This is a genomic window from Agrococcus sp. SGAir0287 (assembly GCF_005484985.1).
In the GTDB taxonomy this organism is placed as follows: Bacteria; Actinomycetota; Actinomycetes; order Actinomycetales; family Microbacteriaceae; genus Agrococcus.
The window spans coordinates 326,953-352,102 of record NZ_CP027942.1; the positions used below are offsets into that span (position 1 = coordinate 326,953).

Sequence of the window (25,150 nt, forward strand, 5' to 3'; positions counted from 1 at the left end):
CCTTCGATCAGCGGATGCGTCAGGCCGAGCGGCGGCGACGCACGACCAGGCCGAGGCCGATCGCGAGCAGCAGCGCGGCGAGCGCGACGGCCGGGCCGGCGAGCTCGGCGCCGGTCTGCGGCAGCGAGCCACCGGCGCCGCCCGCGGCGGGCGGGGCGCTGGGCGAGGTCCCCGGCTGCGACGGCGCGGGCTGCGACGGCTCCGGCTCCTCGGTCGGCGGCACGTCGTCGGCGGCCACGGCGACGGTCACGTCGACCCACTCGGTTGCGACACCGCCGCTCTCGCCAATCACCTCGGTCGCGTAGCGAACCGTGAAGAGGTCGCCCTCCGTGTCCTCGGGGATGGTGATCGTGACGGTCGCGCGACCGGTCTCGTTCGACCCCTGACCGTTGTCGGGCTGCGGCACGGGGGCGCCGTCGACCGGGATCGACGGCACGAGCACGACGGTGTTGTCGACCGGCACCTCGGCGAGCACCGTCCCGGGAGCGGCAGCCGGCACGGCGTCCGCGTACGACGAGTCGAGCTCGATGCCGGGAGCGGACGCCGTCTCCGGGGCCACGGTCGCGACGACCTCGGTCGGGTTCGGCTCCGTCGACGTGAACGACAGCGACGAGAGCGCCACGGTGATCTCGTCGCCCGGGGCGAACACCTGGTCGAGCGACGTCACCTCGGTGACGCCTACCGACTGCTGCAGGTACGTCGGCACGAGGCCCACGTTCTCGGGGCGGCCGAGGAAGTTCGCCGTGGCCTGCCAGTCGACGACGCCCGACTCCTGCAGGTTCGTGCCCTCGCCGAGCACCGTGAAGCCGTCGGCTCCGTCGAGGAGGAACGTGTTCGACGCGACGCGGTACGTGCCCGCGGGGTCGATGGGCGCGCCGTTCAGGAACACGGCCACGACGCGGGCGCCGACGGGGGCGGCCGGGTCGTAGATGTACGACAGCTGCGGCGACAGGCCGAGCGCGAGCATCGGGCGCGGCGGGCGCGGGTCGAACTGCTGCTCGAGCAGCGTCACGACCTGCTCGCCCGTGAGGTCGATCGTGCCGATCGTGTTGCTGAACGACGTGACGTTGAAGGCCTCGCGGAACGTGACGATGCCGTCGGCGTTCGGGTCGAGGTCGGCGCGGAGGCCACCGGGGTTCATGATGCCGAAGTCGGCGTCGAGACCGAACTCGTTCACGGTCTCGAGCGCGATCTCGGCGATGAGGTTGCCGAGCGGCGACTCGGCGCCGCGGTTCGAGGGCGTCCCCGTGTTCGGCGTGTTGTTCCGCGACGCGGCGTTGAACGGCGCGCCGATCGTGCCGATCTCCTCGTCGCCGAGCTCTGCCGCATCCTCGTACGCGGCGCGCACGATCGCGACGGACTCCGCGTCGAAGGTCTCGGCGGGCAGCGGCTCGGTCGACTCGATCTGCTCCTCCGTCATCTCCGTGACGGGGAGGTTCGCGGCGGAGACGGTGGTGACCGTCGTGACCTCGCCGTCGTTCGCGACCGTGAGCTGGATGCGCGCGAGGACGTTGCCCGATGCACCCGCCTGCACCACCGGAGCGCCGGACGGCGTCGTGGCCGACGTCGTCTCGTGCGAGTGCCCCGTGAACGCGGCGTCGACGTCGTCCGAGAGGCCCGACGCGACGACGGCCGTGCCCTCGTGCACGAGGGCCACGACGATGTCCGCCTCGGGGTTGTCGGGGGTGTCGATGCCGTCGGAGAGCAGCGCGGCCCACTCGTTCGTCGCGGCGATCGGGTCGGTGAACTCGAGGCCCTCGATGCCCGCGGGGCTCACGATGGTGGGCGTCGACTCCGTCACCGTGCCGACGTAGCCGACGCGCAGGCCGCTGTCCGTCGTGATGATCTCGAAGGGCGGCAGCGCGGGCTCGCCCGTGGCCTCGTCGATGACGTTCGCACCGAGGTAGGGGAAGTCGACGAGCGGCTGCACGCGCTCGGTGAGGTCGGCGAAGCCCTGGTCGAACTCGTGGTTGCCGACCGCCGACACCTCGAGGCCGGCCTCGTCGAGCAGGTCGAGCGTCGGCACGTCCTGGGCGACGGCGGACTCGAACGTCGAGCCGCCGATCGAGTCGCCCGCGGACGAGAAGACCGTGTCGGGGTTCGCGGCGCGGATGGCGGCGACCTGCTGCGCGATGTTCGGTGCCGTGGGCAGCGCGCCGTGGAAGTCGGTGATGTTCAGCAGGTCGACGGTGATGCTGCCATCGTCGTTGAGCGTCGCGGAGGCCGGTGCGGCGACGCCGAGGCCGAGCGCGATGGCGCCCGCCGCGGCGACGGCGGAGAGGGCTCCGCGACGCGCGTTCGATCGAGTCATGGGTGCGTGATCCTCATGTCGGTAGGGAGACGGATGTGGCCAGCCTATGGATCGGCGAGGCATCCGCACCGGATCGCGACGAGGTCGTTACCTGACGTTCACGCAGCGGGTGTCGCCGCGGCGTGTCGTGGAGCCGGGCGCGTGCAGGGGGCGGCCGCCGCAGCGCCGCGAACCTCGTCGTGGACGCGCGGAGCTCGGCGTCAGCTCGCCAGCCCGGCGGCGAGGTCGTCGAAGCCTGCGTCGACGAGCTCGCCGATCGTCGGCGCCTCCGCGTCCTGCAGCACCCATGTGCGCACGGCGGTCTTCACGACGCTCGCGGCGGCCGACGCGATGAGGCGGTGATGCGGCTCGGTCGCAGCGACGCCCATCCGCTCCGCGAGCGCGGTGCGGATCGCATCCTCGAGCGCGTCGTACTGCGCCATGCGGAAGGGCAGCAGCGTGGGGTAGTCGGCGACGAGATGCTCCTTCGTGCGCAGCGCCGCGAGCTGCTCGGGCGTCCACTCGCGCACGGCGCGCCCCAGCAGGTCGCGCAGCGAGTCGAGTGGCGGCTCGTCGGCGGGTCGCGCGAGCAGCGCCCGCGTGAGGCGGCCGAGGTCGTCCTCGTCGGCCGCGACGATCGCCGCCTCCTTCGAGGGGAAGTAGTTCGAGAGCGTGCGCGGCGACACGAACGCGCGCTCGGCGATGTCCTCGAGCAGCAGCCCCTCGAGGCCGTGCTCGGAGGCGAGCGCGAAGGCGGCGTCGGCGATGGCACGGCGCGTGTGCAGGCGCTTGCGCTCGCGCAGCGACGGTCGCCGCGGTGGGTCGGAGGCCTCCTGCGTCATGGCTGCACCTCTCACTGCTCGACCTCCCGATCATGCCGACTCGGCAAGCGTGCGTCCCTCGCATCCGCGAGGACAAGTCAGGTGTACCCTCGTTGCCACCCGATTCCGGCCGTATGCCGCCTGACGACTCCGGCAGAGCGATCGGCAGACGGCGGGCGAATCCCACCTGCTCGCCTGCGCGATCGGGCCCTCATCGTCCTCCGCTCGCTCGCCACAGGTCGATCCAGTCGTCGCGGGTGAGTGCGGTGGGGGATGCGTCGCGTGCGATGCCGCGCCCGCGCATCCACGCCGTCGCGGCATCGAGCCGCAGCACGCGCGCCTGCGCGAGCATGCGCGCGAGGCCCCGTCCCGACGCGCCGAACACGTCGGCGACCATGCGCTCGTACGCCGCGCGCGAGCGGATGCCCGGGTCCGGCCGTCTCGCGATCGTGAAGAGCCCGGCGTCGACCGCCGGCATGGGCCGGAACGCGGAGCGTGGGATGCGTCGATCGAGCGCGAAGTCGAACCACGGCGCCGCCTGCGCCGTCAGCTGCGTCGATCCGCCGACGCCGGCTCGACGTCTCGCGACCTCCCACTGCGCGACGAGCACCGCATCCGTCCAGCCGGGCGCGCGCAGCAGGCGACGCAGCAGCGCGGTCGTCAGATGGAAGGGCAGGTTCGACACGACCACGTGGGGCCGTGCGTCGAAACGGTGCGCGAGCGCATCGGCGTGCTCGATGCGCACGTGGCCCGGCGTGCGGCGATCGAGGCGCTCGGCACGGCGGCCGTCGAGCTCGAGGCCGTGCACCGGGCGTCCCAGGCGTGCGAGGGGCAGGGTGATGGCGCCGTCGCCCGTGCCGATCTCGAGGATCGGGCCCTCCGTGTCGGCGACGAGGTCGACGATGCGCCGCACTGCAGTGCGATCGACGAGGAAGCTCTGGCCGAGCTCGTGCCGTCCGGGCGCGTGCCGGGATGCGACCGGCGGCCGCGCGGGGCGCTCACCCGAGGTCGGCGTGCGGCGCGATCGGCGGCCGCGGAGGTTGTCGGCATCGGGCGCGGAGCGGTGGCGCCGCGGTTGCGCGCCGTCGCCCGGCTCGCCCGATCGGCGCACGGGGTCGGTGCGCTCGTCGTCGGACGGGCGGCGTCGCTCATGGTGCGAGGGACGCGGCGGTCGGTGGTCGGGGGCGCCGCGATCGGCGCGTCGGCGTGGATGCCGGGGCATGGGAGGCTCCGCGAGGCTCGTGGGTGGCGGTGGCAGCACGAGTGCCGCGACCTGATGAGCGGACCGAGCGGTGCGCGCGCAGCATGCTGCTGCGGCCGGCGACCGGCGGTCGGCGACGAGCCGAGCGAAGAGGGGATCGGCCCGCGCTCAGGCGCGGCGGATGCGGATCGAGGCGATCGTTCCCATGCGGCCAGGCTATCCGACGCTCCCGCGCTCCCGCATCCCGCCCGCGCGACTCCATCCCTCCGATTGGTCGATGCATTCCGGTGATTGGTCACCGGATGCTGCGTCACGCCGCGCGGAACGACATCGAGTGACCGATCAGCGGGGGCTCCGCGCCGCACCCGCGTGCCCACGGGCGGTGAGGATGCACCAGCGGTCGCCGACGCGCGCCGCGTCAAGCCCACGTGCGCGCGCGGACGGCATCCGTAGCGTGAAGGCGATGCCTCGACAGATCCTGTGGTTCCGCCGCGACCTGCGGCTCGGCGATCACCCCGCGCTCGGCGCCGCGGCGGCCGAGGGCGACGTGCTGCCGGTGTTCATCCTCGACCGGAGCCTGCTGCGGGCCGCCGGCGACGTGCGCGTCGCGGCGCTCGTCGACGCGCTCGCGAACCTCCGCCGCGCCACCGACGGCGCGCTCGTCGTGCGCACCGGCGATCCCGCCCGCATCCTTCCCTCGCTCGCCCGCGAGGTCGACGCCGAGGCCGTGCACGTCAGCGCCGAGCCCTTCCCCTACGGCCGTCGCCGCGACGGGCGCGTGCAGGAGGCACTCGAGGCGAAGGACGTGTCCTGGGTCGAGACGGGCAGCCCCTACGCCGTGACGCCCGGCCGGGTGCGCAACGGGTCGGGCGAGCGCTACAAGGTCTTCACGCCATTCTCGAAGGCGTGGCTCGAGCACGGATGGCGCGCCCCCGCGGGCGATCCCGAGGGGCTGCGCTGGTGCAGGCAGGCCGACTCCGACGACCTGCCGAGCGCGCCGAGCCTCGACGCCGACATCCCGACGATCTCCGAGGAGGCCGCGCTCGAGCGCTGGCACGCCTTCCTCGACGACGACCTCGACGACTACGACCATGGCCGCGACCGCCCGGCCGACGACTCCACGAGCCGCATGTCGGCGCAGCTGAAGTGGGGCACCATCCACCCCCGCACGATGCTCGCCGACCTCGAGCGCCGCGCCCGCGGTCGTACGGGCAAGCGGATGACGAGTTTGCTGCGCTACCGCACGGAGCTCGCGTGGCGCGAGTTCTACGCCGACGTGCTCTGGCACGCGCCGCGCAGCGACTGGCACGACCTCACCGACGCGCTCGATGGCATGCAGTACGACGAGCCGGGCGAGGCGTTCGAGGCGTGGAAGGCCGGCCGCACGGGCTACCCCATGGTGGATGCCGGCATGCGGCAGCTGCTCGCCGAGGGATGGATGCACAATCGCGTGCGGATGCTCACGGCCTCCTTCCTCGTGAAGGACCTGCACGTGTGGTGGCCGCACGGCGCCCGCCACTTCCTCGACCACCTCGTCGACGGCGACATGGCATCCAACAACCACGGCTGGCAGTGGACGGCGGGCACGGGCACGGATGCCGCCCCGTACTTCCGCGTCTTCAACCCCGTGCTGCAGGGGCAGCGGTTCGATCCGGACGGCGAGTACGTGCGCCGCTGGGTGCCCGAGCTGCGGCACATCGGCGGAGGAGCCGTGCACGAGCCGTGGAAGGTCGACGGCGCCTACGACGAGGGCTACCCCGAGCGCATCCTCGACCACAAGGAGGAGCGCGCGGAGGCGCTGCGGCGGCTCGAGGCGACGAAGCGCTGACGCCCGGCGCACGCGGGGGTCACGTCCCGCGACGAGAGATCGCGTTTCGCAGGCGATCCGGGTGGGCAGAGGGGTATCTTCCCTCGGACCGCCGCGATCGCCTGCGAGACGCAGGAACTCGTCCACAAGACCGCCCGCAGACGCCCCCCCCCCCCCCCCCCCGCGTCGACGCCCCGCCACCCGAGCGGGTGACGGGGCGCCTGCGCGACGGGCGCTCAGCGCACGGGCGCCCTGCGGATGAGCAGCATCCAGGCGAACGCGGACGCGGCGCCGACGACGACGAAGCCGACGAGCCACGCCCAGGAGGGCGCAGCGAAGATCGCCTCCGCGATGGCGGCGAGCCCGCCGGGCACGAAGAGCACGGCGAGCGTGCCGCCGAGCAGCGCGAGCACCGCGACGCTCGTGATCACGATCCACAGCGCCGTCTGCCCACCGCGCAGGAAGACGGTCGAGAGCGCGGCGCTCAGCAGCATCGCCATCATGAGCAGCAGCGCGGTGTGCACGAACGTCAACCACCACGGCCCCTCGCCCACGTAGGTGACGTCGAACATGCGGATGCTGAGGCCGAAGCCGTCGGTCGCCCGCTCGATCTCGCGCAGCGCCGTGACGACGGCTGCGAACCCGACCGAGAGGATGCCGAAGACGGCGACGGATCCCAGCGCGAACTCGCGGCGCGTGACGCCGAGGCCGAGCGCGAGGGGGAACATCTGCAGCATCGCGGTGAAGCCCAGGCCCATGAGGGGGCCGAGCAGCGACCAGATGGCGCCGTTCCAGCGCATCCCGTCGTACATGCCCGTGAGCTCGGATCGGTCGCCGCCGGCGGCGACGTTGGCGATGATCCCGATGAGCAGCACGACCGCGGTGGCGATGCCGAGGATCACGAAGGGCAGCCCGAAGGTCTGGAAGCGGTGCTGCGTCTGCAGCCGGATGACGGAGGCGGTGCGGTCCATGGCTCCTGCTCCTCTCATGCGCTCGCGTCGGCGAGCTCGGGGGTGCGGGTGAGGTGCACGACGAGCGACTGCAGCGAGACGGGGCTCGTCGTGAGGTCGGCGGCGACGAGCGCCGCGCGGGTGGCGTCGTCGATGCGGCCGAGCACGGTCGCGTTGGCGAGGCCGCCGAGACGTTGGTGCGCCACGACCTCGCGCCCCTCGAGGAAGCCGGCGAGGGCATCCGCGCGTCCCGACACGTCGTATGCGCGACCGCGCAGCTCGTCGGCGTCGGCGTCGACGAGCACCCTGCCCTGATCGATGACGACGACGTGCTCGAGGAGGTTCGCGACCTCGTCGATCAGGTGCGTCGACAGCAGGATCGTGCGCGGGTGCTCGGCGAAGTCGGCCAGCAGGTGGTCGTAGAACAGCTGCCGGGCGACGGCGTCGAGGCCGAGGTAGGGCTCGTCGAAGAACGTCACGGGCGCGCGGGATGCCAGCCCCACGACGATGCCGATCGCCGACAGCTGCCCGCGGGAGAGCTTCTTGATCTGGCGGTCGACCGGCAGCCGGAAGTCGGCGACGAGCCGCTGCTCGAGATCCTCGTCCCACTGCGGGTGCAGCGTGCGGGCGATGGCGAGCACGTCCTGCGGACGGTAGCCGTCCGGGTACCTCTGCGACTCCTGGATGAAGCACGTGCGCGAGAGCACGTCGGCGTTCTCGAACGGGTGCTCGCCGAGCACGCGCATGTCGCCCGAGGTCGCGACGAGCTGGCCGGTCAGCAGCTGCATGAGGGTGGTCTTGCCGGCGCCGTTGCGGCCCAGCAGTGCGTGGATGCGGTTCGGCTCGAGCGCGATCGACACCTCGTCGAGCGCGCGCACGCCCTTGGGGTAGTGCTTCGAGAGACGCGTGGTCTCGATGACGGCGGTCATGCCGACTCCTCCTGGATGATGTCCGTGAGCTGCGCCGGCGTGATGCCGAGCTTGGCGGCCTCGCGCAGCATGGGTGCGATGTACTCGTGGGTGAATGCGCGCGTCCTCGCCTCGATGAGGCGGTCGCGAGCGCCGGTGGCGACGAACATGCCGATCCCTCGCTTCTTGTAGAGGACGCCGTCGTCGACGAGCAGGTTGAGCCCCTTGCCCGCCGTGGCGGGGTTGATGCGCAGGAACTGCGCGAGCTCGTTCGTCGAGGGCACGGCGGTCTCCTCGGGGTAGGTGCCGTCGAGGATGTCGTTCGCGAGCTGCTCCGCGATCTGCTGGAACAGCGGCTTCCCGTCATCGAGCATGTGCTCGTCCTCTCGGGTGGTGGGTGGTGGTGGATGCGCGCGCATCCGGCTCGGCGTCGCGGTGCGCATCCGCTCGACCTCGCTGGTTCATTACTCGACTAATGAACCACAGAACCTCGGAGCGCGCAAGAGCCCGTCGATGGCGTCGCGGCCGCGAGGCGGAACGTGCGGCGACCCGCCGCCCTGCCCAGGATGCGCACGCGCACGACGGGCGAGGGCGAGCCGGAGCGGGTCAGGCGTGCTGGGGCCGGCGCAGCGGGTCGGGCCGAGCGGAGCAGACGAGGTGGATCCGACGAATCGGACGGGCGGCCGCCGGATCAGGCAGGGTGGACCAGCGGATCAGGCGCGGCGGTCGGCGTGCTCCGGCGGCCAGACGACCAGGAAGCGCTCGAGCACGATCTCGTCGGACTCGCGCCACTCGGCACCGCGGGCGGCGCACGTGCGCTGCCAGTAGCGGCGGTGGCCCTCGCGCCACGCCTCGAGCGAGCCGTCGTCCTCGGCCTCGTCGGCGGCGAACGCCGCGTCGACGCCGGGGAAGTCGCTGAGGCGCAGCTCGGTGGAGCGGATGACGATGCGCGGCGCGCCGCGGCCGTCGCAGGCGATCCAGTGCGAGCCGATGCGCGGCATGCGGTCGCCGCGGGCGGCGAACTCGGCGACGAGCTCGGCGGTCGCGCGCTTGCGGCCCGACAGCACGAGGTCGAGCAGCTCGTCGGCGAGCGCCTCGTGATCGCCGAAGTGCTCGACGGTGTGCTCGGGGTCGGCGACGGCCTCCGGGTGGGCGGCGGCGTACGCGGCCCACATGGCGGCCGCGGCCTGGAGGTCCGGGGCGCTGACGGGTGCGGGAGGCTGCGCGGTCACCGACCGATCCTCGCAGACCGACGCCGTGCCTCCGCTGGCCGTCGGCGTCGGTGCGGATCGTCGCGGCTCCGGGGCGTGGTCCGCCGTCGGCGACGGTGTGCGCCTCCTCCTCGCCGGCTGAGAGCCTGGTCCGCCGCCGACGACCTCGTGCCGTGGGGCATTGGGCTGTGCCAGTCGCACGACGGACCGTCGTCAGCGCAGCTGCGCGTCCTCGCGGGGGCGGGCGAAGGAGTCGGCGAGCGCGCTCGCCACTCGCTCGAGCGGCCCCTTCGCATCCGTGCGCGCGAGGATCGCGCCGAGCAGCAGCGAGCCGCCGACGTGCAGCGCGAGGATCCCGAACCCGGCGACGTACCAGGGCGGCTGCGTCGCGTCCGAGCCCGCTGCGACCGCGACCTCGCCGCCGCCCGCGGCCGCCCAGGCTGCCGAGGCGACGAGCAGCGCGCAGACGTGCAGCGTGTACGTCGTGAACGGCGCGGCCCCCGCGGCGCGCACCGGCGCGAGCGCGCGCGGCATCCGCGCGTCCGGCGGCAGCAGCGCGACGAGCGCGCCGATCGCCGCGACGCCCACGCCCGTGCCGCGCGCGACGTCGCCGATCGTGCCGGTGTGCGGGATCGCCGTCGCCTGCCACCACCACGACGCATCGGGCGGCGTGCCGGTGCCGAAGCGCAGCAGCCATGGCAGCAGCTCGACGAGTCCCTGCTGCGCCGCCCAGGATTCGGCGAACGCATCCATCGTGCGCTGCGAGACGATCGCCGCGACGCCGGCGAGCGCGGCGCCGACCGCGAGCATCCCGAGCCCGAGGATGCGCGAGCGGCCCGGCGAGCGGGCGCCGAGGACCGCGCGGGCGACGAGGATGCCGACGGCGAGCATCGCGACCCACGTGACGGCCGGGTACTCGCCCGTCGCGACGAGGTCGACCGGCGCCGCCCACGGCGAGCCGGCGAGCGCGTCGCCGGTGGGGAAGACGTCGTCGCCGAAGCGCCACGTGCGCACCGCGAGGGCGAGCTGCGAGCCGCCGAGCCACAGCGCGACGGCGACGGCGCCGACGACCCAGCTCGGCGCGAGGAGCAGCGGAGCGGCCACGACCATCGCGAAGGCCAGGTAGTTGAGCACGACGTGGACGGGCGGCATCGCGGCGGCCAGCACGACGCCGACGGCGCCGACGACGATCGCGCGGCCGAGCACCGAGCGCAGCGCCGCCGCGCGGGCGCCGCGGGCGAGCAGCGAGCGGGTCGCGAGCACGAGGCTCACGCCGGCGAGCACGGCGAACAGCGACGAGGCGTTGCCGTTCGCGGCGCCGATGACGACGTCGGCGGCGTTCGCCTGCGCATCCGCGCCGCCCGTCCACGACGCGGCGACCGACGACAGCAGGTGCGCGCACATCATGCCGACGATCGCGAGCCACCGCGCGAGGTCGATGGCGACGACGCGCGACGCGGCGGATGCGGGCGCCGTGCTCATGCACCGATCATGCCCGCTCCGCCCGGCGCCGTCCCGTGCGCCAGCATCGCTCCCCGGCAGAGAGGAGGTTCTCGGCCGGATGTGAGGTCACATCTGGCCGCGAACCTCCTCTCTGCTGCGGGAGGGGTGGGGTCAGCGCAGCGCCTCGCGCAGCTTCACCGGCTTGCCGGTGCGCAGCAGCGACCGCTCGTACACGCGCCCCGCGACCGTGACGACGAGCAGCGTCGTGGCGAGCACGATGCCGAACGAGAGCAGCCCCTCCCACCACTCCATGACCCCGAGGTAGGCGCGCATGGGCACCGCGACCGGCGCCGAGAACGGCACGTACGACATGATCTGCAGCGCCAGCGGGTTCGAGTTGAACAGGATGATCGCGAAGTACGGCAGCATCACGAGCATCATGAGCGGCGTCGTCGTCGAGCCGAGGTCCTCCGATCGCGACACGAGCGCCGCCGCCGCGGCGAAGAGCGACGCCATGAGCACGAAGCCCACCGTGAACAGGCCGACGAACCACGCGATCGGCGCGCCCAGCCCATCCACGATCACGCTGTTGCCCGTGATCGCGCCACCGATGAGCACGACGGCCGCGATGAGCCCGATCTGCACGAACGCGAGCAGCGAGTTGCCGATGATCTTGCCGGCCATGAGGGCCTTCGCCGGCACGGAGGCGAGCAGGATCTCGACGATGCGGGTCTGCTTCTCCTCGACGACCGAGCTGGCGATGCCGAAGCCGAACGACATCGACGCCATCATGAACACGAGCCCGAAGCCCAGCGCGATCAGGTAGAGGATGCCGGGGTTCGGCGCGAGCGGATCGAGCAGCTCGACCTCCGGCGCGAGCGACAGCGCTGCGATGAGCGACTCGGGCGCCTCGCGGTCGCCGAGCACGAGGATGCCGGAGGGGCCGTCGCCAGGCAGCACGGCCGCGTCGACCTCCTCGTTCGCGACCAGGTCGCGCGCCTCCTGCTCGCTCGACACGACGGTGACCTCGGTGTCGGGCACGGCCTCGGCGACGGCCTCGGTCTGGCTCACGACCGCGACGGTCGTCGTCGACTGGAACAGCTGCGGGCCGACCGACGAGAAGATCACCGCGGCGAGCGCGCCCAGCAGCACGATGCCGGCGGAGATCAGGTACGCCTTCGAGCGCAGGTTCACCATGATCTCGCGCTGCGCGACGATGCCGACGGCGCGCCAGAAGGGCACGCGCCCCGCGGCGTGGACGTGGGTGGGGGATGCGGTGCTCATCGCACGACCTCCTGGAAGATCTCGGTCAGCGGTCGGGTCACGGGGGAGAAGACGCGCACGCCGCCGCGCTCGACGGCCTCCTGGAGCACGTGGTCGGCAGCGGCCGGGTCGGCGGCGGTGAACCGCACCTCGCCGCCCGCGAGGTCGACGACCTCGACGCCCTGCGCATCCCGCACCCATCCGGCGTCGCCGGTGGTGACGAGCCGCCACTCGGGGCTCGTGTGCGCGGCGCGGATCTCGTCGCGGGTGCCGGCGGCGCGCACGCGGCCGTCGCCGATGATGACGAGCTCGTCGCAGAGGCGCTCGACGACGTCGAGCTGGTGGCTCGAGAAGAGCACGGGCGCGCCCGTGCGGGCGACGTCGCGCAGCACCTCGAGCGTGACCTCGACGGCCATGGGGTCGAGGCCCGAGAACGGCTCGTCGAGCACGAGCGCCGCCGGGTCGTGCACGAGGGCGGCGGCGATCTGCGCGCGCTGCTGGTTGCCGAGGCTCAGCGACTCGAGGGAGTCGTGGTGGCGGTCCCCGAGCCCGAGCCGATCGAGCAGGTCGAGTGCGCGACGACGCGCGGTCTTCGCGTCGAGGCCGTGGAGGCGCGCGAGGTAGACGAGCTGGTCGTCGAGCGGCATCTTCGGGTAGAGGCCGCGCTCCTCGGGCATGTAGCCGATGCGCGCGCGGTAGTCGGCGGTGATGGGCGCGTCGTCGACGAGCACCGAGCCCGCGCTCGGGTCGAGCACGCCGAGGATGATGCGCATGGTCGTGGTCTTGCCGGCGCCGTTCGCGCCGACGAAGCCGGTCATGCGACCGGGGCGGATGTCGAACGACACGTCCGTCAGCACCTGGGTCGTGCCGAACGTCCTGTCGATGCCTCGCAGCTGGATCATGCCTTCGACGCTACGGATGCGGCGCGCGCGCAGGATCCGGCGGATGGTGGATTCGCGGCTCCGCCGAGCGGGTGAGGGGCACCGCCAGCTGGTCGAGGAGGCCCCGAGCCATAGGCGAGGAGCCGTCACGAGACCACGCGACGTGCGCGCCGGGCGCGACCAGGCGCGTGGCTGCGCAGGAGGGGCGGTCGCGTGGTCTCGTGACGCGTTCTCGCTCCGCTCGCGCGCTCCTCGACCAGCTGGTGGGGAGCAGCCCGCACCCGAGCCCCTGCGCTGCGCTGCGCCCCAGAACCGGTCTCCTACATCCGAGACGCGCCCAGCACCGCTCCTTGAGGTGCGAGCGAAGCGAGCCTCGAAAGGAGCCGCGTCAGGAACGCCCGGCCAGGCAACCCTTCGAGGCTCGCTGCGCTCGCACCTCAGGGAGCGGGTGGAACACGCCACGCGGCCGGCTCCGCCCGCTCACTCCGCCGTCGGCACCGAGCCCGTGCCCGCCTGCACGACGCCGTGCTCGTACGCCCAGATGACCGCATGGATGCGGTCGCGGATGCCGAGCTTCATGAGCACGTTCGACACGTGCGTCTTCACGGTGGCCTCGCCGACGTAGAGCCGCTGCGCGATCTCGCCGTTGGAGTGGCCGCGCGCGAGCAGCATGAGGGTCTCGCGCTCGCGATCGGTGAGGGTGTCGAGCTCGGGCGCCTCCGGCACCGCGGTCATGCCGTCGGGCGCGGCGAAGCGCTCGATGACGCGGCGAGTCACGGCGGGTGCGAGCAGCGCGTCACCGCGGGCGAGGGCATGGATGGCGTCGATGAGGTGCTCGGGCTCGGCCGTCTTCAGCAGAAAGCCGGACGCGCCGGCGCGCAGCGCCTCGAAGAGGAAGTCGTCGCGGTCGAACGTCGTGAGCATGAGCACGGAGGCGCCGGAGTCGCCCGCCGTGATCTCGCGCGTCGCCGCGAGCCCGTCGAGCACGGGCATCTGCACGTCCATGCAGATGACGTCGGGCTGCAGCTCGGCCGCGCGCAGCACGGCCTCGCGGCCGTCGGCAGCCTCGCCGACCACCTCGAAGCCGGGCTCGGTCTCGAGGATCGTGCGGAATCCGACGCGCACGAGCGACTGGTCGTCGACGAGCAGGATGCGGGTCACTCGGGGCTCCTCGTGGCGGGTGCGGTGGCGGGATGCGTGGCGTCGGTGGGGCCGTCGGGCGCGTCGTGCGAGGCGGCGGCTCCCGGCCGCGATGCGTGCTGCGCCGGCACCACCTGCGCGTCGACCGCGCCAGCATCCGGATCGGTCACGGGTGCTGCGGCGGGATCCGTCGCGTCGCCGGATTCGCGGTGATGGGCGTCTCGCTCCTGAGCGCGGTCGGCGGCGATCGCCGCGGCGCTGGATGCTGCCGCGTCGCTCCCCGCGACGACCGGCGCGTCGGAGGCAGCGCCGTCGTCGGGCGCGCTCGCTCCGACGACGCGCGTCGGCAGCGTGGCCCGCACGAGCCATCCACCCGTCGGCCGCGGGCCGAGCTCGAGGGTGCCGCCCACGGCGGCGACGCGCTCGCGCATGCCGGTCAGCCCCATCCCCGTGCCGAGCGCGCGAGCCGGAGCGCCGTGGCCGTCGTCGCTCACCTCGACCTCCACGACGTCGCCGCGATAGCGCAGCCGCGCGTCGACGTGCGCGGTCGGCCCGGCGTGCTTGCGCGCGTTCGTGAGCGACTCCTGCAGCACGCGCACGAGCGTCAGCTCGGACATGGGAGAGATCGGGGTGGGCTCGCCGACGACCTGGTAGTCGACGATCTGGCCGGCGTCCTGCGCGGTCGCGAGCAGTGCATCCACGTCGGCGAGGGTCGGCATGGGTCCGTCGCCGTCGCCGTCGCTGCGCAGGGCGACGACCATGGTGCGCAGCTCGGCGATCGCGTCGCGCGCCGACTGCTCGACGCTGCGCAGCGCGCGCTCGGCGCGGTCGGCGTCGGAGCGCAGCGTGCGGCGGGCGGCGCCGGCCTGCACCCCCATCGCGGAGACGTGGTGGGCGACGACGTCGTGCAGCTCGCGGGCGATGCGCACGCGCTCGAGCGACACGGCCTGCTCGGCGAGCTGGTCGCGCTGGGCGACGATCTCGGCGTGCGCATCCTCGAGCTCCTCCTGCTCGAGCGCGCGCGTGTACGCGCGGTCGCCGAACACCCACGCGCCGCCGAAGTAGGCGACGTTGATGAAGACCTGGATGGCCATGGTCGAGAGGATCGCCGTGGTGGCGGGCTCGTCGGCGAGCAGCGTGACGAACGCCCAGCCGAGCCAGCCGGCCATGCCGACGACGACGACCAGCCGCACCCAGAGGGCGCGGCGGCGGTTCGGATCCCACGCGCCCACCGTGTAGAAGGCGAGGAAGAGGATGACCTGGGTGACGGTGAGCTCGAGGATGCCGAGCTGCCCGAAGGCGACGTAGAGCGCGGGCGCGACGATCGCGGTCGCCCAGGGCCAGACGCGGCGCACGGCGAGCGGCGCGGCGAGCGCGAACGACGTGAGGACGAAGGTCCAGGCGGGCAGGTCCTCGTGGAAGACCATGTACTGCGCGAGCGAGCTCAGCACGCCGATGACGGCGCTGATGAGGCCGAGCACGGCGGCGAGGATGACGTCGTTGCGCAGCTCGGCCCTCGTGGGTCGTCGTCGCGTGGCGGCCATGCGCTCCAGGGTAGGCGCGCGCGGTAGGAGGCGGATCCGTCTGGCGGGGGAGCCGGTGTCGTGCGATCGAGGGTCCTCGACCCGGCGACGGTCTCCTCCCCGACGCCTTGGGAGCCTCCCCAGCCGCTCCGTGAGGTGCGAGGGGAGCGAGTCTCGAAGGGAGCCGATCCTCCGCGCCCTCCACCCCCCTCTCGACTTGGCCCTCTGCACCGCTCCGTGAGGTGCGAGCGGAGCGAGCCTCGAAGGGAGCCGACCTCCACGCCCACAGCTTCTCGTCTCGGACTCGGGCGGCCTTCCCAACCGCTCCTTGAGGTGCGAGCGGAGCGAGCCTCGAAAGGAGCCCACCTACGCGCCCGCCGCCTCCACACGCTCCACGAGCGCCGGGTCGACGGTGAGGACGAAGAGGTGGTCGGTCGCGCGCGTCGCGCCGACGTACAGCAGCTCCTCGCCGCGCGGACGCGACGGGTCGACGTCGGTGAGGATCACCGCGGGCGACTCGAGGCCCTTGTACGCGTGCACGGTGCCCCATCGGATGCGGTTCGGCACGATCGACGTCGCGCCGGCGGGTGCGAGGCGCTCGCGCAGCCAAGGGTCCGTCGCGCGGGCGGCGGCCGAGTCGCGCTTGGGCGCGAGCACGAGGATCTCGTCGAGTCGGTAGCCGTCGTCGAGGAGGGCCTGCACCGCGAAGGCGAGGAGCTCCTGCTGCTCCGCCTCATCCGCGTAGGCGACGACCTTGCCGACGCCGACGTCCGAGCGCAGCCGCTCGCGGAACAGTTCGTCGCCTGTGAGCGCCTCGACGAGCGCTGCGAGCGCCGGTGCCGCCCGTGCGTTGTCGACGAGTCGCGTGATCGTGAGGTGAGGGATGCGCTCGCGCATCCGGGCGAGCCCGTCCGCGGTCGAGTCGGACCGGCGGAAGATGTCCTGCCGTTCGAAGTCGCCGGCGACGAGGCTGCGACTCGAAGCGAGACCTCCCTCGACGATCGAGTCGAGCACGTCGAGCACGAGCGGTCGGGAGAGATCCTGCGCCTCGTCGACGACGAGCGCCGTGTACGGTGGCGCGAAGTCGGCGGCGCGCGTGATGGCGAGCGTCTCGCGCGGCAGCACCTCGTTCCACCACTCGTCGCTCGCGTGCTCCGGCGCATCGATGCCGGCGAGCTCGAGCATGACCCTGTGCGCTCGCGCGACGGTGACGCCGTCGTGGCGATCCAGGGTGCTGCCGAGCAGGCGCTCCAGCCGCTCGTTGAAGCAGGTGACGAGCACCCGCTCGTCCCGGTTCGCCAGGCGTCGCGCTGCGCGGATCGCGAGGTTGGTCTTGCCCGTCCCGGCCGGGCCGAGGACGAGGATGCGGTCGTTGTCCTCGACGATCTCGAGGATGTGCTCCTGCCGCTCCGTCGCCAGCCGGATGCTCTCGAGTCGCGCGTCGCGCCGGTCCGCAGGGCCGGCTGCGATGCGGAACGTGGGCATGAGCAGCGCGCGGATGTCGTCCAGCTCGTCCGCGTTCGGGGCGTCCGCGAAGATGCGCACACCGCGGTGCTCGAGCATCATCCTCTGTCGGCGCAGCGCGGCGACGATGCTCGCGGCGATGCGCTGCGGCTGCAGGTCGGCCCGGCTCAGCAGCTCGGTGGGGTCGAGGTCGAGCCGCGACGGGATGCGCCCCACCTGCTCGCCGCCGACGTGCGTGAACCACACGACCGAAGCGAGCGGGAACGCGACGCCGTCACCCTTCCGCCGCAGCCACGACTCGATGCTGCGCATGTTGTCGTGCGCCTGCCGGATCGGCGAGCTCTGCTGCCGCTTGCCTCCGAGGATCCACTCGCGCCGCTCGTCGACCTCGACGCTCTGGTGCGACTTGACCTCGATCACGAGCACGCCCTCGCCCGGCACGAGGACGACGAAGTCCGCCTCGCCCTCGATCTGCCGTGCGTGGTGCACGATCGGCAGCCCGTGGAACGCCACCCATCCTTCGGTGCCGGGCGCGGTCTGCAGTCGATCGAACAGCGACCGCTCGCCCGGCGGTGCGTCGTCGGCGATGGTGCTCGGGATGAGGGTGGTCATGGGGTGAGAGTAGGGGGAGCGGATGACAGGATCAGGCGGTCATTGCGACACTGGAACTCGAGGAGCGTGACTATGGTGACGGAACAGCAGGATGCCGCGATCCGTTCGGCCGTCTTCGATTGGTTGTCCAAGCGAGCCGTGTCGGGTCGATCTCTCTTCACCCGGCGCGAACTTCTCGAGGACTTCGCCTTCCACGGCGAACGACTCCGACTCATCGATGTCACGCGAGGGATCCGGAATCCGAAGGAGCTGCTGGGAACCCTCTCCGTGACGAGCGGCATCGGCGGCGGCAGCGTCGAGCGCTACACGGACGCCATCGACCTCATCTCCGGCACCATCCGCTACGACTATCAGCGCGGTGACGGCAGCAGCAACGTGAAGTTGCAGTCCGCGGCGAGACTCGGCCTCCCGATCGTGTACTTCGTCGTCGTGGAACCCGGACTTCTGGCGGCTTCCTACCCCGTGTACGTCGAAGACGTTCCCGCCGAGCGTCACGTCAGGCTCCACGTCGACCGTGTGCAGGTGCCAGACGACGGTGCCCCCGGACTCCCCGCACCGGAGCGCAGTTACATCGAGCGCTCGATGTGGCAGCGCGTGCATCAGCCGGCCTTCCGCGGCATGGTCATGCGCGCGTACGAAGAGCGCTGTGCGATCTGCAGGCTCGCGCATCCGCGGCTGCTCGATGCTGCACACATCCTCGGTGACAAGCACGAGCTCGGCCTCCCGGTCACATCGAACGGCCTCGCGTTGTGCAAGATCCATCACGGGGCGTACGACAGCGACATGCTCGGTATCTCGCCGGATCTTCGCGTGGTGATCCCGGCCCGCGTCCTCGCCGAGCGCGATGGACCCATGCTCCGGCACGGATTGCAGGAGATGCACGGTGCTGCGCTGACGCTGCCCTCACGTGCCGCAGATCGGCCGAACGCGGATCATCTCGCCGAGCGATTCGCAGCCTTCTCCGCCGTGCACGCGTGACTCGCGGTCCGCAGCCGAACGATCAACCCGACTCGCGCGCGCGGACTCCCCACTGGTGCTTGTGCAGCGCGGCGAGCAGGGATCGCGACGACTCCAGGCGTTGCTGGAAGTATTCGACGTCCGGCTGTGCATCGGAGGCACTCTGGTCGCGCCCGACGAGCACGCCCGCGGCTTCCACGAGCCGATCGAAGTCGCGTCGGCTCAGTGAAACGGCGTGCAGAGGCGCCCTCTCCGGATCCGCGTAGGCGGCGATCACGGTGCTGGAAGCTCGGCTCATGCTGCGAGTCTCGGCTGTGGACGACAGCAGGGGAGCTGTTGCGGCAGACAGCTTGCAGGCGTTCCAGCTGAAGCAGGAGTCAGCTGCGCGACGGTGCGGGGTGTGCTACCGAGTCCCTCACCCCAGCAACCCCACGATCTCCGCAGCCACGTCGTCCACGTCCGAGTAGCCGTCGAACGAGCGGTCGGGCTCGGCCTCGCGGTCCGCAGCGGAGACGAGCGCCTTCACGCGGATCGCGTGCGTCGTCGCCGGGGTCGCCCGCAGCGCGTGGCCGACCGCGGCGAGCCACGTCTCGGCCGCCGCCTTCAGGGCGACGTAGTTCGCGTTGCCCGCCGTCGGCCGGTCGAGTCCCGTCGTCGAGATGATCATCACGCGGCCACCAGAAGACGCCGCGAGCGCCGACTCGAACGCGCGCGTCGTGTTGCGCAGCGTGCCGACGATGCGCTGCTCGAGCCACGCCCAGTCGTCGTCCGTCTGGCCGGCGAGCCCGCCGCCGCCGCGCCAGCCGCCCACGAGATGCACGAGCGCATCCACCTCGCCGACCGACGCGGCCAGCGCATCCACCTCGGAGAAGGAGGTGAGGTCGCAGACGCGCCGCTCGTCGGCGTCGACGGGCTCGAGGCGCTCGGCCGACGAGCCGACCGCGACGACATGGTGGCCGGCCGCCCGGGCCGCGCGAGCGGTGGCGCGCCCGAGGGCGCTGGAGGCTCCGGCGATGAGGATGCGCATGGCCTCAGTCTGCCGAATCCCGACCGGCCGCGGCACGGGCCTACGCGAGCACCGCACCGCTCGAGGACGCTTGACAATCGAGGCGTCCGGCGGCGAATCTCGACACGACGAACGTGTCGCAGGGTTGCGACATCCCTGCCACCCGTGCGCGACATGGGATTCCTAGCGTTGGAGCCATGACCACCCACGACCCCATCGCCCAGCCCCGCTGGTTCGCGCTCGTCGCGCTGACCATCGTCGCGGTCGGCAGCCTCTCGGGCTGCGGCCTCGCCTTCTCCGACCCGGACGCGACGGATCCGGCACCCAGCTCGCAGGACGGCACCGGCAGCTCGCCGGAGGCCGACGCCGCGGAGTCCGACCCGGCCGACGGCGAGCCCGCCGCATCCGACCCCGCCGAGACCGAGACCGGCGCCCCGGGCGCCTCGAGCCCCGACCGCGACGCGCTCATCGCTCGCGCGTCGCAGACCATCCCGTGCTCGCCCGGCCTCGACGTCACCACCGACGGCGGCATCGTGCGCGTCGAGGGCACGTGCGACGACCTCACCGTCAGCGCCGACGCCGCCATCGTCATCGCCGACGACGTCGCGGTCCTCACCATCACCGGCTCGGGCACCGTCGTCTCGACGCTCGCGCTCGGCGAGCTCCGCATCACGGGCGACGTCAACGACGTGCGCTGGACGGGCGCGACCCCCGCCGTGACCGACGACGGCACGGCCAACACGATGGGGGAGCAGCAGTGAGCGCCGCAGCGCCGGTGCAGCCGTCCGCGCCCGCACCTGTCGGCGAGCAGATGTCGTCGCCCGACGCGTCCGCTGGCCCGGCGACGACGAGCGAGGCCGGATCCGCGGCACCCGCATCCGCGCCGACCGCCGTGCAGGGATCCGCTCCCGTCGCCCCCACGCCGCAGCCGACGATGGATGCGTACGCCGCGACCGCGCCGCAGGACTGGCAGCAGGCGGCGCCCCAGTCGCCGGCACCGCACGCCTGGCCGCAGCAGCCCCACCCCGCGGCCGCCCCGCCGCCGCACCCGACGCGCCCGATGAGCGGCCTCGCGATCGCGACGTTCGTCCTCGGCCTGTGCGGCTTCGCCATCCTCCCCGTGATCCTCGGGCACATCGCGATCGCGATGATCCGCCGCTCCGGCCAGCGCGGCATGGCGCTCGCGATCGTCGGCACGGTGCTCGGCTACCTCGCGATCGCCGGCTACCTCGCGCTCGCCGCGGTCGTCGGCGTGGGCATCCTCGCCGGCACGGCAGGCTGGCTCTGACATGACCGATGCGACCCGCCCCTCCCTGCTGCTCGTCGACGACGACGAGGCCATCACCGACGGCCTCGGCGCCTTCCTCGGTCGCAGCGGCTACGAGGTGCGGGTCGCGTCCGACGGGCAGGCGGCCCTGGATGCGGTCGCCGAGCGCCGCCCCGACATCATCGTGTGCGACATCGTCATGCCGCGGCTCGACGGGCGGGAAGTGGTGCGCCGCATCCGCGCGGCCGACGACTGGGTGCCGATCATCCTGCTCACCCAGGTCGGCGAGTCGTACGAGCGGTCGGCGGCGCTCGACGAGGGCGCCGACGACTACCTCGGCAAGCCGTTCGACCCGCAGGAGCTGCTCTCGCGCGTGCGTGCCGTGCTGCGCCGCACCGTGCGCGGCGAGCGGCCGCTCTCGGCAGCCGTGCGCCTGCGCGCCGACGGCCTCGAGCTCGACCGCACCGCTCGCCGCGCATGGCTCGACGGCACGGAGGTCGTGCTCACGCCCAAGGCGATGACGCTGCTCGACTTCCTCATGACGCATCCGGACGAGGCGCATCCACGCGAGCGGCTGCTCGCGACCCTGTGGGGCTTCGAGTCGATCACGACGACGCGCGCCGTCGACCATCGCGTCGCCGAGCTGCGGCGCGTGCTGGGCGACGACGCGACGCATCCGCGCTTCGTCGAGACGGTGCAGAGCACGGGGTACCGCTTCCGCGGGCCGGTGAGCGTCGCGTGACCCGCCGCATCCTGCTCGCCCTGGTGCCGCTCGCGGCGGGCGTCGTCGCCGCGGTCGCGCTCGCGGCGGCCGGCGTGCGCACCGCGGCGATCCTCACCATCCCGCTCACGACGGCCGCGGTCGTGCTCGGCCTCGTCGTCTCGGCGGCGATCCTGCTGGTGGTGCTGGCGGCTCGGCGGAGGTCGCTGCAGGCGCTCCGCGTCGAGGAGGCGCGGCAGCACGGGCTCGCGGAGGGCGCCGCGGCCGAGCGCGAGGCGCATCGCCGCTTCCTCGCACGCCTCGACCACGAGCTGAAGAACCCGGTGCAGGCCATCCGCGCGACGATCGCGGCGGTCGAGCCGGGCTCGGGGACCGCGGCCGATCCGCGGCTCGCGACCGTCGATGCGCAGGCCGCACGCCTCGCGAACCTCGTCGGCGACCTGCGCGGGCTGTCGGACCTCGAGACGCGCCCGCTCGAGCTCGAGCCCGTCGACCTCGAGCAGCTGCTCCACGACTGCGTCGGCTCGCTCGCGCAGCAGCATCCGGATGCCGCCGCGCGCGTGTCCGTGCAGGTCACGCGCGTGCCCTGGCCGGTGCCGACGATGCAGCTCGACCTCGACCTCGTCGGGCTCGCGATCGACAACGTGCTCGCCAACGCTCGCAAGTTCGGCGCGGACGGACCGGTGGAGGTGCGACTGCGCGAGCAGGACGGATGGGCGGTCGTCGAGGTCGCCGACTCGGGCCGCGGCGTGCCGGCCGACGAGGCCGCGCTCGTGTTCGACGAGCTCGCCCGCGCCCGCAACGCTCGCGACGTGCCCGGCTCGGGCATCGGGCTCTCGCTCGTGCGTACCGTGGCCCGCCGCCACGGCGGGGACGTCGCGCTGCGCTCCCGCGAGGGCGAGGGCACGGTCGTCGAGCTGCGACTGCCGCCGACGCCGCCCGCGGATGCGCGTGGCGTCCGGGGTGCGGGATCCGGGGCCGGTGCGGGGACCGCGGCGCCTCGAGCGCGCTGACACCGCGCGCACAGTGGTCGGTCGCTCGTCGCGGTGATCGGCGACCTCGCGCCGGGAACGCTCGCTCGTCTCCGTCGAACGGTCGCTGGCGGTCGCGAACGGTCGCCGTCGGGAGCGAGTCGCCACCAGTCCGTGCCACGGATGACGTCGCTGGGGATGGCTGGTCGCAGTCGCACCGGACTGGTCGCAGCTCCAGTGCGATCGCGATCAGTCATGCGTGCGTCTGCGACCAGTCCGGCTCGATCGCGACCACTCTCCGCCGGACGTGACCACTCACCCCGGGACGTCGCCGATCGCCGCGCGACGTCGCCGAGCGGCGATCAGTCCTTCGCGTCGGCCTGACGGTCGAGAGCCGCCTGCGCTGCCGCCTCGTCCTCCGCGCGCATCCGCTCCCACTGCTCCTGCCGCAGCGCGCCGCGGTGCACGAGCACGGCCGCGATCCCCATGAGGATGAGCCAGGCGATGATCGGGTAGACCGCGAGCCGCTCGATGCCGCCCACCCCGAGCCCGAGGTCCGCACCGGGCGTCGACGGCAGCAGCGCGAGGCCGACGAGACCGACGGCGCCCACCCCCGCGAGGACGAGCGAGAGGACGCCCACGCCGCGCCAGCGCCGCACGAGCAGGCCGATGCCGGCGACGAGCATCCACACGATGCCGCCCGCGATCGCGAGCGTCGCCCCGATGCCGTGCAGCGCTGCTCGGGTCGCGTCGCCGCCGAGATCCTCGGCGATCGATCCAGGGAAGAGTCCGACGAGCAGCATGCCGACGCCGTGCACGACGCCGAGCGCCGTCGCGATCCAGCGCCACACGCGTGGCAGCAGCCACGCGAGCTGCCACGTCGCGACCACCACGAGCAGCCCCTGCAGCACGAACGCCGCATCCATGAGCAGCCACTGCGGCGAGCACACGACGCGATCGGCGAGCACGAGGCACTCCGGCACGCCCAGGTCCGAGATGTAGTTGTCGCCGAAGGAGTACGGCGCCGGCGCCCACGCTGCCGCGACGACCTGCTCGGCGACGAGGTACTGCGTCGTCGCGACGAGGGCGATGCCGCCGCGCGCGACGCGGCGATCGGTGAGGTCGGGGGCGGATGCGGTCACCCGTCCAGCCTGGCACGCTCGCTCGGATGCGAGCGTCGGGTGGTCGACCGGGGCGTCCCGCCGACCGGGCCATCCGGCCCCAGGATCCGTCACCCAGCCACGTGAGGTGCGGATGCTGCACTCGGGTGCTGTTGCAACGACACCTGAGTGCAGCATCCGCACCTCGCGGTCGCGCGTGCTGCAGCAGGCGCACCTCCCTGCAGCAGACGCACCTCTCTGCAGCAGACGCGCCTGCTCTCGGCAGGCGCACCTTCCCGCAGCGGGCGCACCCGACTGCAGCGCGCATCCGGGGCCGTCGGAGACCGCAGCGCGCGCCGCGGCACCAGCGCCGCGCGACGATGCGGCGACGGAGCGTCCCCACGAGCGCCGAGCGCCCGCATGCGCGAGCCACTGGCCGCGCAGAGTCCGGCGCGGCAAGGTAGGGGCATGCGACCGCAGCCGATCACTCCGAAGCCCGGCCAGGAGTCCGTCTGGGACTACCCGCGCCCGCCCCGTCTCGAGGACGCGGGCGTGCACATCGTCATCCGCCTCGCGGGCACCGTCGTCGCCGAGACCGACGACGCGCTGCGCGTGCTCGAGACGAGCCATCCGCCGACCTACTACCTCCCCGAGGACGCGTTCGCGCCGAACGCGCTCGTGCCCGCGGACGGCGCGAGCATGTGCGAGTGGAAGGGCCGCGCCGCGTACGCCGACGTCCGCGCGCTCGGGCACACCGTGCCGCGCGCCGCGTGGACGTACCCGACGCCGAACCCCGGCTTCGAGCGACTCGTGCGGCACTGGGCGGTCATGCCCGGCGCCCCGCTGCACTGCACCGTCGACGGCGAGGAGGTCGTACCGCAGGAGGGCGGCTTCTACGGCGGCTGGATCACGTCGAACGTGGTCGGACCGTTCAAGGGCGGCCCCGGCACGATGGGCTGGTAGCGGGCGCCTTCGGCGTCGGCACCCTTCGAGGCTCGCTGCGCTCGCACCTCAGGGAGCGGGTGGGTGGCTCGCTGCGCTCGCACCTCAGGGAGCGGGTGGGTGGTTCGCTGCGCTTGCACCTCGGGGAGCCGGTTGGGTGGTTCGCTGCGCTTGCACCTCAGGGAGCGGGTGGGCGGCTCGCGGCGCTCGCAACTGAGTGAGCGGGTGGGATCGCTGCGCTCGCACCTCAGGGAGCCGGGTGGGTGGTTCGCTGCGCTTGCACCTCAGGGGGCGGGTGGGTGGTTCGCTGCGCTTGCACCTCAGGGGGCGGGTGGGTGGTTCGCTGCGCGTGCACCTCAGGGAGCGGGTGGGTGGTTCGCTGCGCTTGCACCTCAGGGAGCGGTTGGGTGGCTCGCTGCGCTCGCACCTCGGGGAGCCGGGCGGGTGCTTCGCTGCGCTTGCACCTCAGGGGGCGGTTGGGTGGCTCGCTGCGCTCGCGCCACAGGGAGCGGGTGGGCGGCTCGCTGCGCTCGCACCTCGGGGAGCCGGGCGGGTGGCTCGCTGCGCTCGCACCTCTGTGAGCGAGCGGCGGGCTCGCTGCTCGCGCGCCTCGGGGCGCGGATCTGATGACTCGCGCTCGACGGCGACCGCACCCGCTCGGGATCGCACACC

22 protein-coding genes and 1 pseudogene are annotated in these 25,150 nt (G+C 73.0%); 7 read left to right on the forward strand and 16 right to left on the reverse strand.

All coding sequences use genetic code 11. The features are described from left to right. Positions 1-19: 19 nt before the first annotated feature. The 3 genes and pseudogenes from C1N71_RS01475 to erm all read right to left on the reverse strand — a co-directional run. Positions 20-2,311, reverse strand: coding sequence for a bifunctional metallophosphatase/5'-nucleotidase (locus C1N71_RS01475; RefSeq protein ID WP_175414050.1), 2,292 nt, complete (start codon positions 2,309-2,311; stop codon positions 20-22). 200 nt (positions 2,312-2,511) lie between these two features. Next, the gene (locus tag C1N71_RS01480) at positions 2,512-3,132 is read right to left on the reverse strand and encodes a TetR/AcrR family transcriptional regulator (RefSeq protein ID WP_137754787.1); all 621 of its coding nucleotides are present in this window, start codon (positions 3,130-3,132) and stop codon (positions 2,512-2,514) included. A gap of 190 nt (positions 3,133-3,322) precedes the next feature. Further along, a pseudogene (gene erm, locus C1N71_RS01485) lies at positions 3,323-4,069 on the reverse strand (23S ribosomal RNA methyltransferase Erm); the annotation flags it as partial. Positions 4,070-4,775: 706 nt separating this feature from the next. Here erm and C1N71_RS01490 point away from each other — a divergent pair. Next, complete coding sequence (locus C1N71_RS01490; RefSeq protein WP_137754788.1) at positions 4,776-6,140, forward strand: cryptochrome/photolyase family protein; 1,365 nt, start codon at positions 4,776-4,778, stop codon at positions 6,138-6,140. Positions 6,141-6,355: 215 nt separating this feature from the next. Here the strand turns inward: C1N71_RS01490 and C1N71_RS01495 are convergent, their stop codons facing one another. The 10 genes from C1N71_RS01495 to C1N71_RS01540 form a co-directional block, all read right to left on the reverse strand. Next, on the reverse strand, positions 6,356-7,090 hold the full coding sequence (locus tag C1N71_RS01495; RefSeq protein WP_137754789.1) for a hypothetical protein: 735 nt from the start codon (positions 7,088-7,090) through the stop codon (positions 6,356-6,358). 14 nt (positions 7,091-7,104) lie between these two features. Beyond that, on the reverse strand, positions 7,105-7,998 hold the full coding sequence (locus tag C1N71_RS01500) for an ABC transporter ATP-binding protein (RefSeq protein WP_137754790.1): 894 nt from the start codon (positions 7,996-7,998) through the stop codon (positions 7,105-7,107). Next, positions 7,995-8,351, reverse strand: a complete 357-nt coding sequence (locus tag C1N71_RS01505) for a GntR family transcriptional regulator (protein ID WP_137754791.1) — start codon at positions 8,349-8,351, stop codon at positions 7,995-7,997. The genes C1N71_RS01500 and C1N71_RS01505 overlap by 4 nt, the downstream gene beginning before the upstream one ends. Before the next feature lie 339 nt (positions 8,352-8,690). Then, positions 8,691-9,152 carry an ASCH domain-containing protein gene (locus C1N71_RS01510; RefSeq protein ID WP_137757144.1) on the reverse strand — a complete coding sequence of 154 codons (462 nt, stop codon included), beginning with the start codon at positions 9,150-9,152 and terminating at the stop codon, positions 8,691-8,693. Positions 9,153-9,401: 249 nt separating this feature from the next. Further along, positions 9,402-10,670 carry a heparan-alpha-glucosaminide N-acetyltransferase domain-containing protein gene (locus C1N71_RS01515; protein WP_137754792.1) on the reverse strand — a complete coding sequence of 423 codons (1,269 nt, stop codon included), beginning with the start codon at positions 10,668-10,670 and terminating at the stop codon, positions 9,402-9,404. Between the two features lie 132 nt (positions 10,671-10,802). Next, positions 10,803-11,915 carry an ABC transporter permease gene (locus tag C1N71_RS01520; protein ID WP_137754793.1) on the reverse strand — a complete coding sequence of 371 codons (1,113 nt, stop codon included), beginning with the start codon at positions 11,913-11,915 and terminating at the stop codon, positions 10,803-10,805. After that, positions 11,912-12,796, reverse strand: a complete 885-nt coding sequence (locus C1N71_RS01525) for an ABC transporter ATP-binding protein (RefSeq protein WP_137754794.1) — start codon at positions 12,794-12,796, stop codon at positions 11,912-11,914. Before C1N71_RS01525 ends, C1N71_RS01520 begins: the two co-directional genes overlap by 4 nt. 459 nt (positions 12,797-13,255) lie before the next feature. After that, positions 13,256-13,936 (reverse strand): response regulator, encoded by a 681-nt coding sequence (locus C1N71_RS01530; protein WP_254678057.1) that lies wholly within the window; start codon positions 13,934-13,936, stop codon positions 13,256-13,258. Continuing rightward, the gene (locus C1N71_RS15205) at positions 13,933-15,459 is read right to left on the reverse strand and encodes a sensor histidine kinase (protein ID WP_137754796.1); all 1,527 of its coding nucleotides are present in this window, start codon (positions 15,457-15,459) and stop codon (positions 13,933-13,935) included. Before C1N71_RS15205 ends, C1N71_RS01530 begins: the two co-directional genes overlap by 4 nt. Positions 15,460-15,804: 345 nt before the next feature. Beyond that, complete coding sequence (locus C1N71_RS01540) at positions 15,805-17,514, reverse strand: nuclease-related domain-containing DEAD/DEAH box helicase (RefSeq protein ID WP_137754797.1); 1,710 nt, start codon at positions 17,512-17,514, stop codon at positions 15,805-15,807. A 72-nt stretch (positions 17,515-17,586) separates the two neighbouring features. On the opposite strand from C1N71_RS01540, the gene C1N71_RS01545 reads away from it, so the two are divergent. Continuing rightward, a complete protein-coding gene (locus C1N71_RS01545) occupies positions 17,587-18,492 on the forward strand; it encodes an HNH endonuclease (RefSeq protein WP_137754798.1) in 906 nt (301 codons plus the stop codon). A 22-nt stretch (positions 18,493-18,514) separates the two neighbouring features. Here C1N71_RS01545 and C1N71_RS01550 read toward each other — a convergent pair whose 3' ends face one another. Then, on the reverse strand, positions 18,515-18,748 hold the full coding sequence (locus C1N71_RS01550) for a hypothetical protein (RefSeq protein ID WP_137754799.1): 234 nt from the start codon (positions 18,746-18,748) through the stop codon (positions 18,515-18,517). 138 nt (positions 18,749-18,886) lie between these two features. Next, a complete protein-coding gene (locus C1N71_RS01555; RefSeq protein WP_137754800.1) occupies positions 18,887-19,498 on the reverse strand; it encodes an SDR family NAD(P)-dependent oxidoreductase in 612 nt (203 codons plus the stop codon). A gap of 176 nt (positions 19,499-19,674) precedes the next feature. Here C1N71_RS01555 and C1N71_RS01560 point away from each other — a divergent pair, with 176 nt between their 5' ends. Genes C1N71_RS01560 through C1N71_RS01575 form a run of 4 tightly spaced genes read left to right on the forward strand, consistent with a single transcriptional unit; the run spans position 19,675 to position 22,478 of the window. Next, on the forward strand, positions 19,675-20,238 hold the full coding sequence (locus C1N71_RS01560; RefSeq protein ID WP_137754801.1) for a DUF3060 domain-containing protein: 564 nt from the start codon (positions 19,675-19,677) through the stop codon (positions 20,236-20,238). Beyond that, positions 20,235-20,765, forward strand: coding sequence for a DUF4190 domain-containing protein (locus C1N71_RS01565; protein ID WP_137754802.1), 531 nt, complete (start codon positions 20,235-20,237; stop codon positions 20,763-20,765). The genes C1N71_RS01560 and C1N71_RS01565 overlap by 4 nt, the downstream gene beginning before the upstream one ends. Position 20,766: 1 nt before the next feature. Continuing rightward, positions 20,767-21,486, forward strand: coding sequence for a response regulator transcription factor (locus C1N71_RS01570; protein ID WP_137754803.1), 720 nt, complete (start codon positions 20,767-20,769; stop codon positions 21,484-21,486). After that, positions 21,483-22,478 carry a sensor histidine kinase gene (locus C1N71_RS01575; RefSeq protein ID WP_137754804.1) on the forward strand — a complete coding sequence of 332 codons (996 nt, stop codon included), beginning with the start codon at positions 21,483-21,485 and terminating at the stop codon, positions 22,476-22,478. The genes C1N71_RS01570 and C1N71_RS01575 overlap by 4 nt, the downstream gene beginning before the upstream one ends. 320 nt (positions 22,479-22,798) lie before the next feature. Here C1N71_RS01575 and C1N71_RS01580 read toward each other — a convergent pair whose 3' ends face one another. Beyond that, a complete protein-coding gene (locus C1N71_RS01580; protein ID WP_175414051.1) occupies positions 22,799-23,578 on the reverse strand; it encodes a DUF998 domain-containing protein in 780 nt (259 codons plus the stop codon). 426 nt (positions 23,579-24,004) lie between these two features. Here C1N71_RS01580 and C1N71_RS01585 point away from each other — a divergent pair, with 426 nt between their 5' ends. Continuing rightward, entirely contained in the window at positions 24,005-24,499 is a 495-nt protein-coding gene (locus C1N71_RS01585; protein WP_137754806.1) for a DUF427 domain-containing protein, read from the forward strand. Positions 24,500-25,150 lie beyond the last annotated feature (651 nt).

Bases quoted from the DNA above. Each gene is read 5' to 3' on its own strand.
- C1N71_RS15205 (WP_137754796.1), bottom strand. From the start codon at position 15,459: ATGGCCGCCACGCGACGACGACCCACGAGGGCCGAGCTGCGCAACGAC.
- C1N71_RS01480 (WP_137754787.1), bottom strand. From the start codon at position 3,132: ATGACGCAGGAGGCCTCCGACCCACCGCGGCGACCGTCGCTGCGCGAG.
- C1N71_RS01500 (WP_137754790.1), bottom strand. From the start codon at position 7,998: ATGACCGCCGTCATCGAGACCACGCGTCTCTCGAAGCACTACCCCAAG.
- C1N71_RS01505 (WP_137754791.1), bottom strand. From the start codon at position 8,351: ATGCTCGATGACGGGAAGCCGCTGTTCCAGCAGATCGCGGAGCAGCTC.
- C1N71_RS01475 (WP_175414050.1), bottom strand. From the start codon at position 2,311: ATGACTCGATCGAACGCGCGTCGCGGAGCCCTCTCCGCCGTCGCCGCG.
- C1N71_RS01490 (WP_137754788.1), top strand. From the start codon at position 4,776: ATGCCTCGACAGATCCTGTGGTTCCGCCGCGACCTGCGGCTCGGCGAT.
- C1N71_RS01570 (WP_137754803.1), top strand. From the start codon at position 20,767: ATGACCGATGCGACCCGCCCCTCCCTGCTGCTCGTCGACGACGACGAG.
- C1N71_RS01555 (WP_137754800.1), bottom strand. From the start codon at position 19,498: ATGCGCATCCTCATCGCCGGAGCCTCCAGCGCCCTCGGGCGCGCCACC.
- C1N71_RS01585 (WP_137754806.1), top strand. From the start codon at position 24,005: ATGCGACCGCAGCCGATCACTCCGAAGCCCGGCCAGGAGTCCGTCTGG.
- C1N71_RS01515 (WP_137754792.1), bottom strand. From the start codon at position 10,670: ATGAGCACGGCGCCCGCATCCGCCGCGTCGCGCGTCGTCGCCATCGAC.
- C1N71_RS01540 (WP_137754797.1), bottom strand. From the start codon at position 17,514: ATGACCACCCTCATCCCGAGCACCATCGCCGACGACGCACCGCCGGGC.
- C1N71_RS01545 (WP_137754798.1), top strand. From the start codon at position 17,587: ATGGTGACGGAACAGCAGGATGCCGCGATCCGTTCGGCCGTCTTCGAT.
- C1N71_RS01520 (WP_137754793.1), bottom strand. From the start codon at position 11,915: ATGAGCACCGCATCCCCCACCCACGTCCACGCCGCGGGGCGCGTGCCC.
- C1N71_RS01510 (WP_137757144.1), bottom strand. From the start codon at position 9,152: ATGTGGGCCGCGTACGCCGCCGCCCACCCGGAGGCCGTCGCCGACCCC.
- C1N71_RS01525 (WP_137754794.1), bottom strand. From the start codon at position 12,796: ATGATCCAGCTGCGAGGCATCGACAGGACGTTCGGCACGACCCAGGTG.
- C1N71_RS01560 (WP_137754801.1), top strand. From the start codon at position 19,675: ATGACCACCCACGACCCCATCGCCCAGCCCCGCTGGTTCGCGCTCGTC.
- C1N71_RS01495 (WP_137754789.1), bottom strand. From the start codon at position 7,090: ATGGACCGCACCGCCTCCGTCATCCGGCTGCAGACGCAGCACCGCTTC.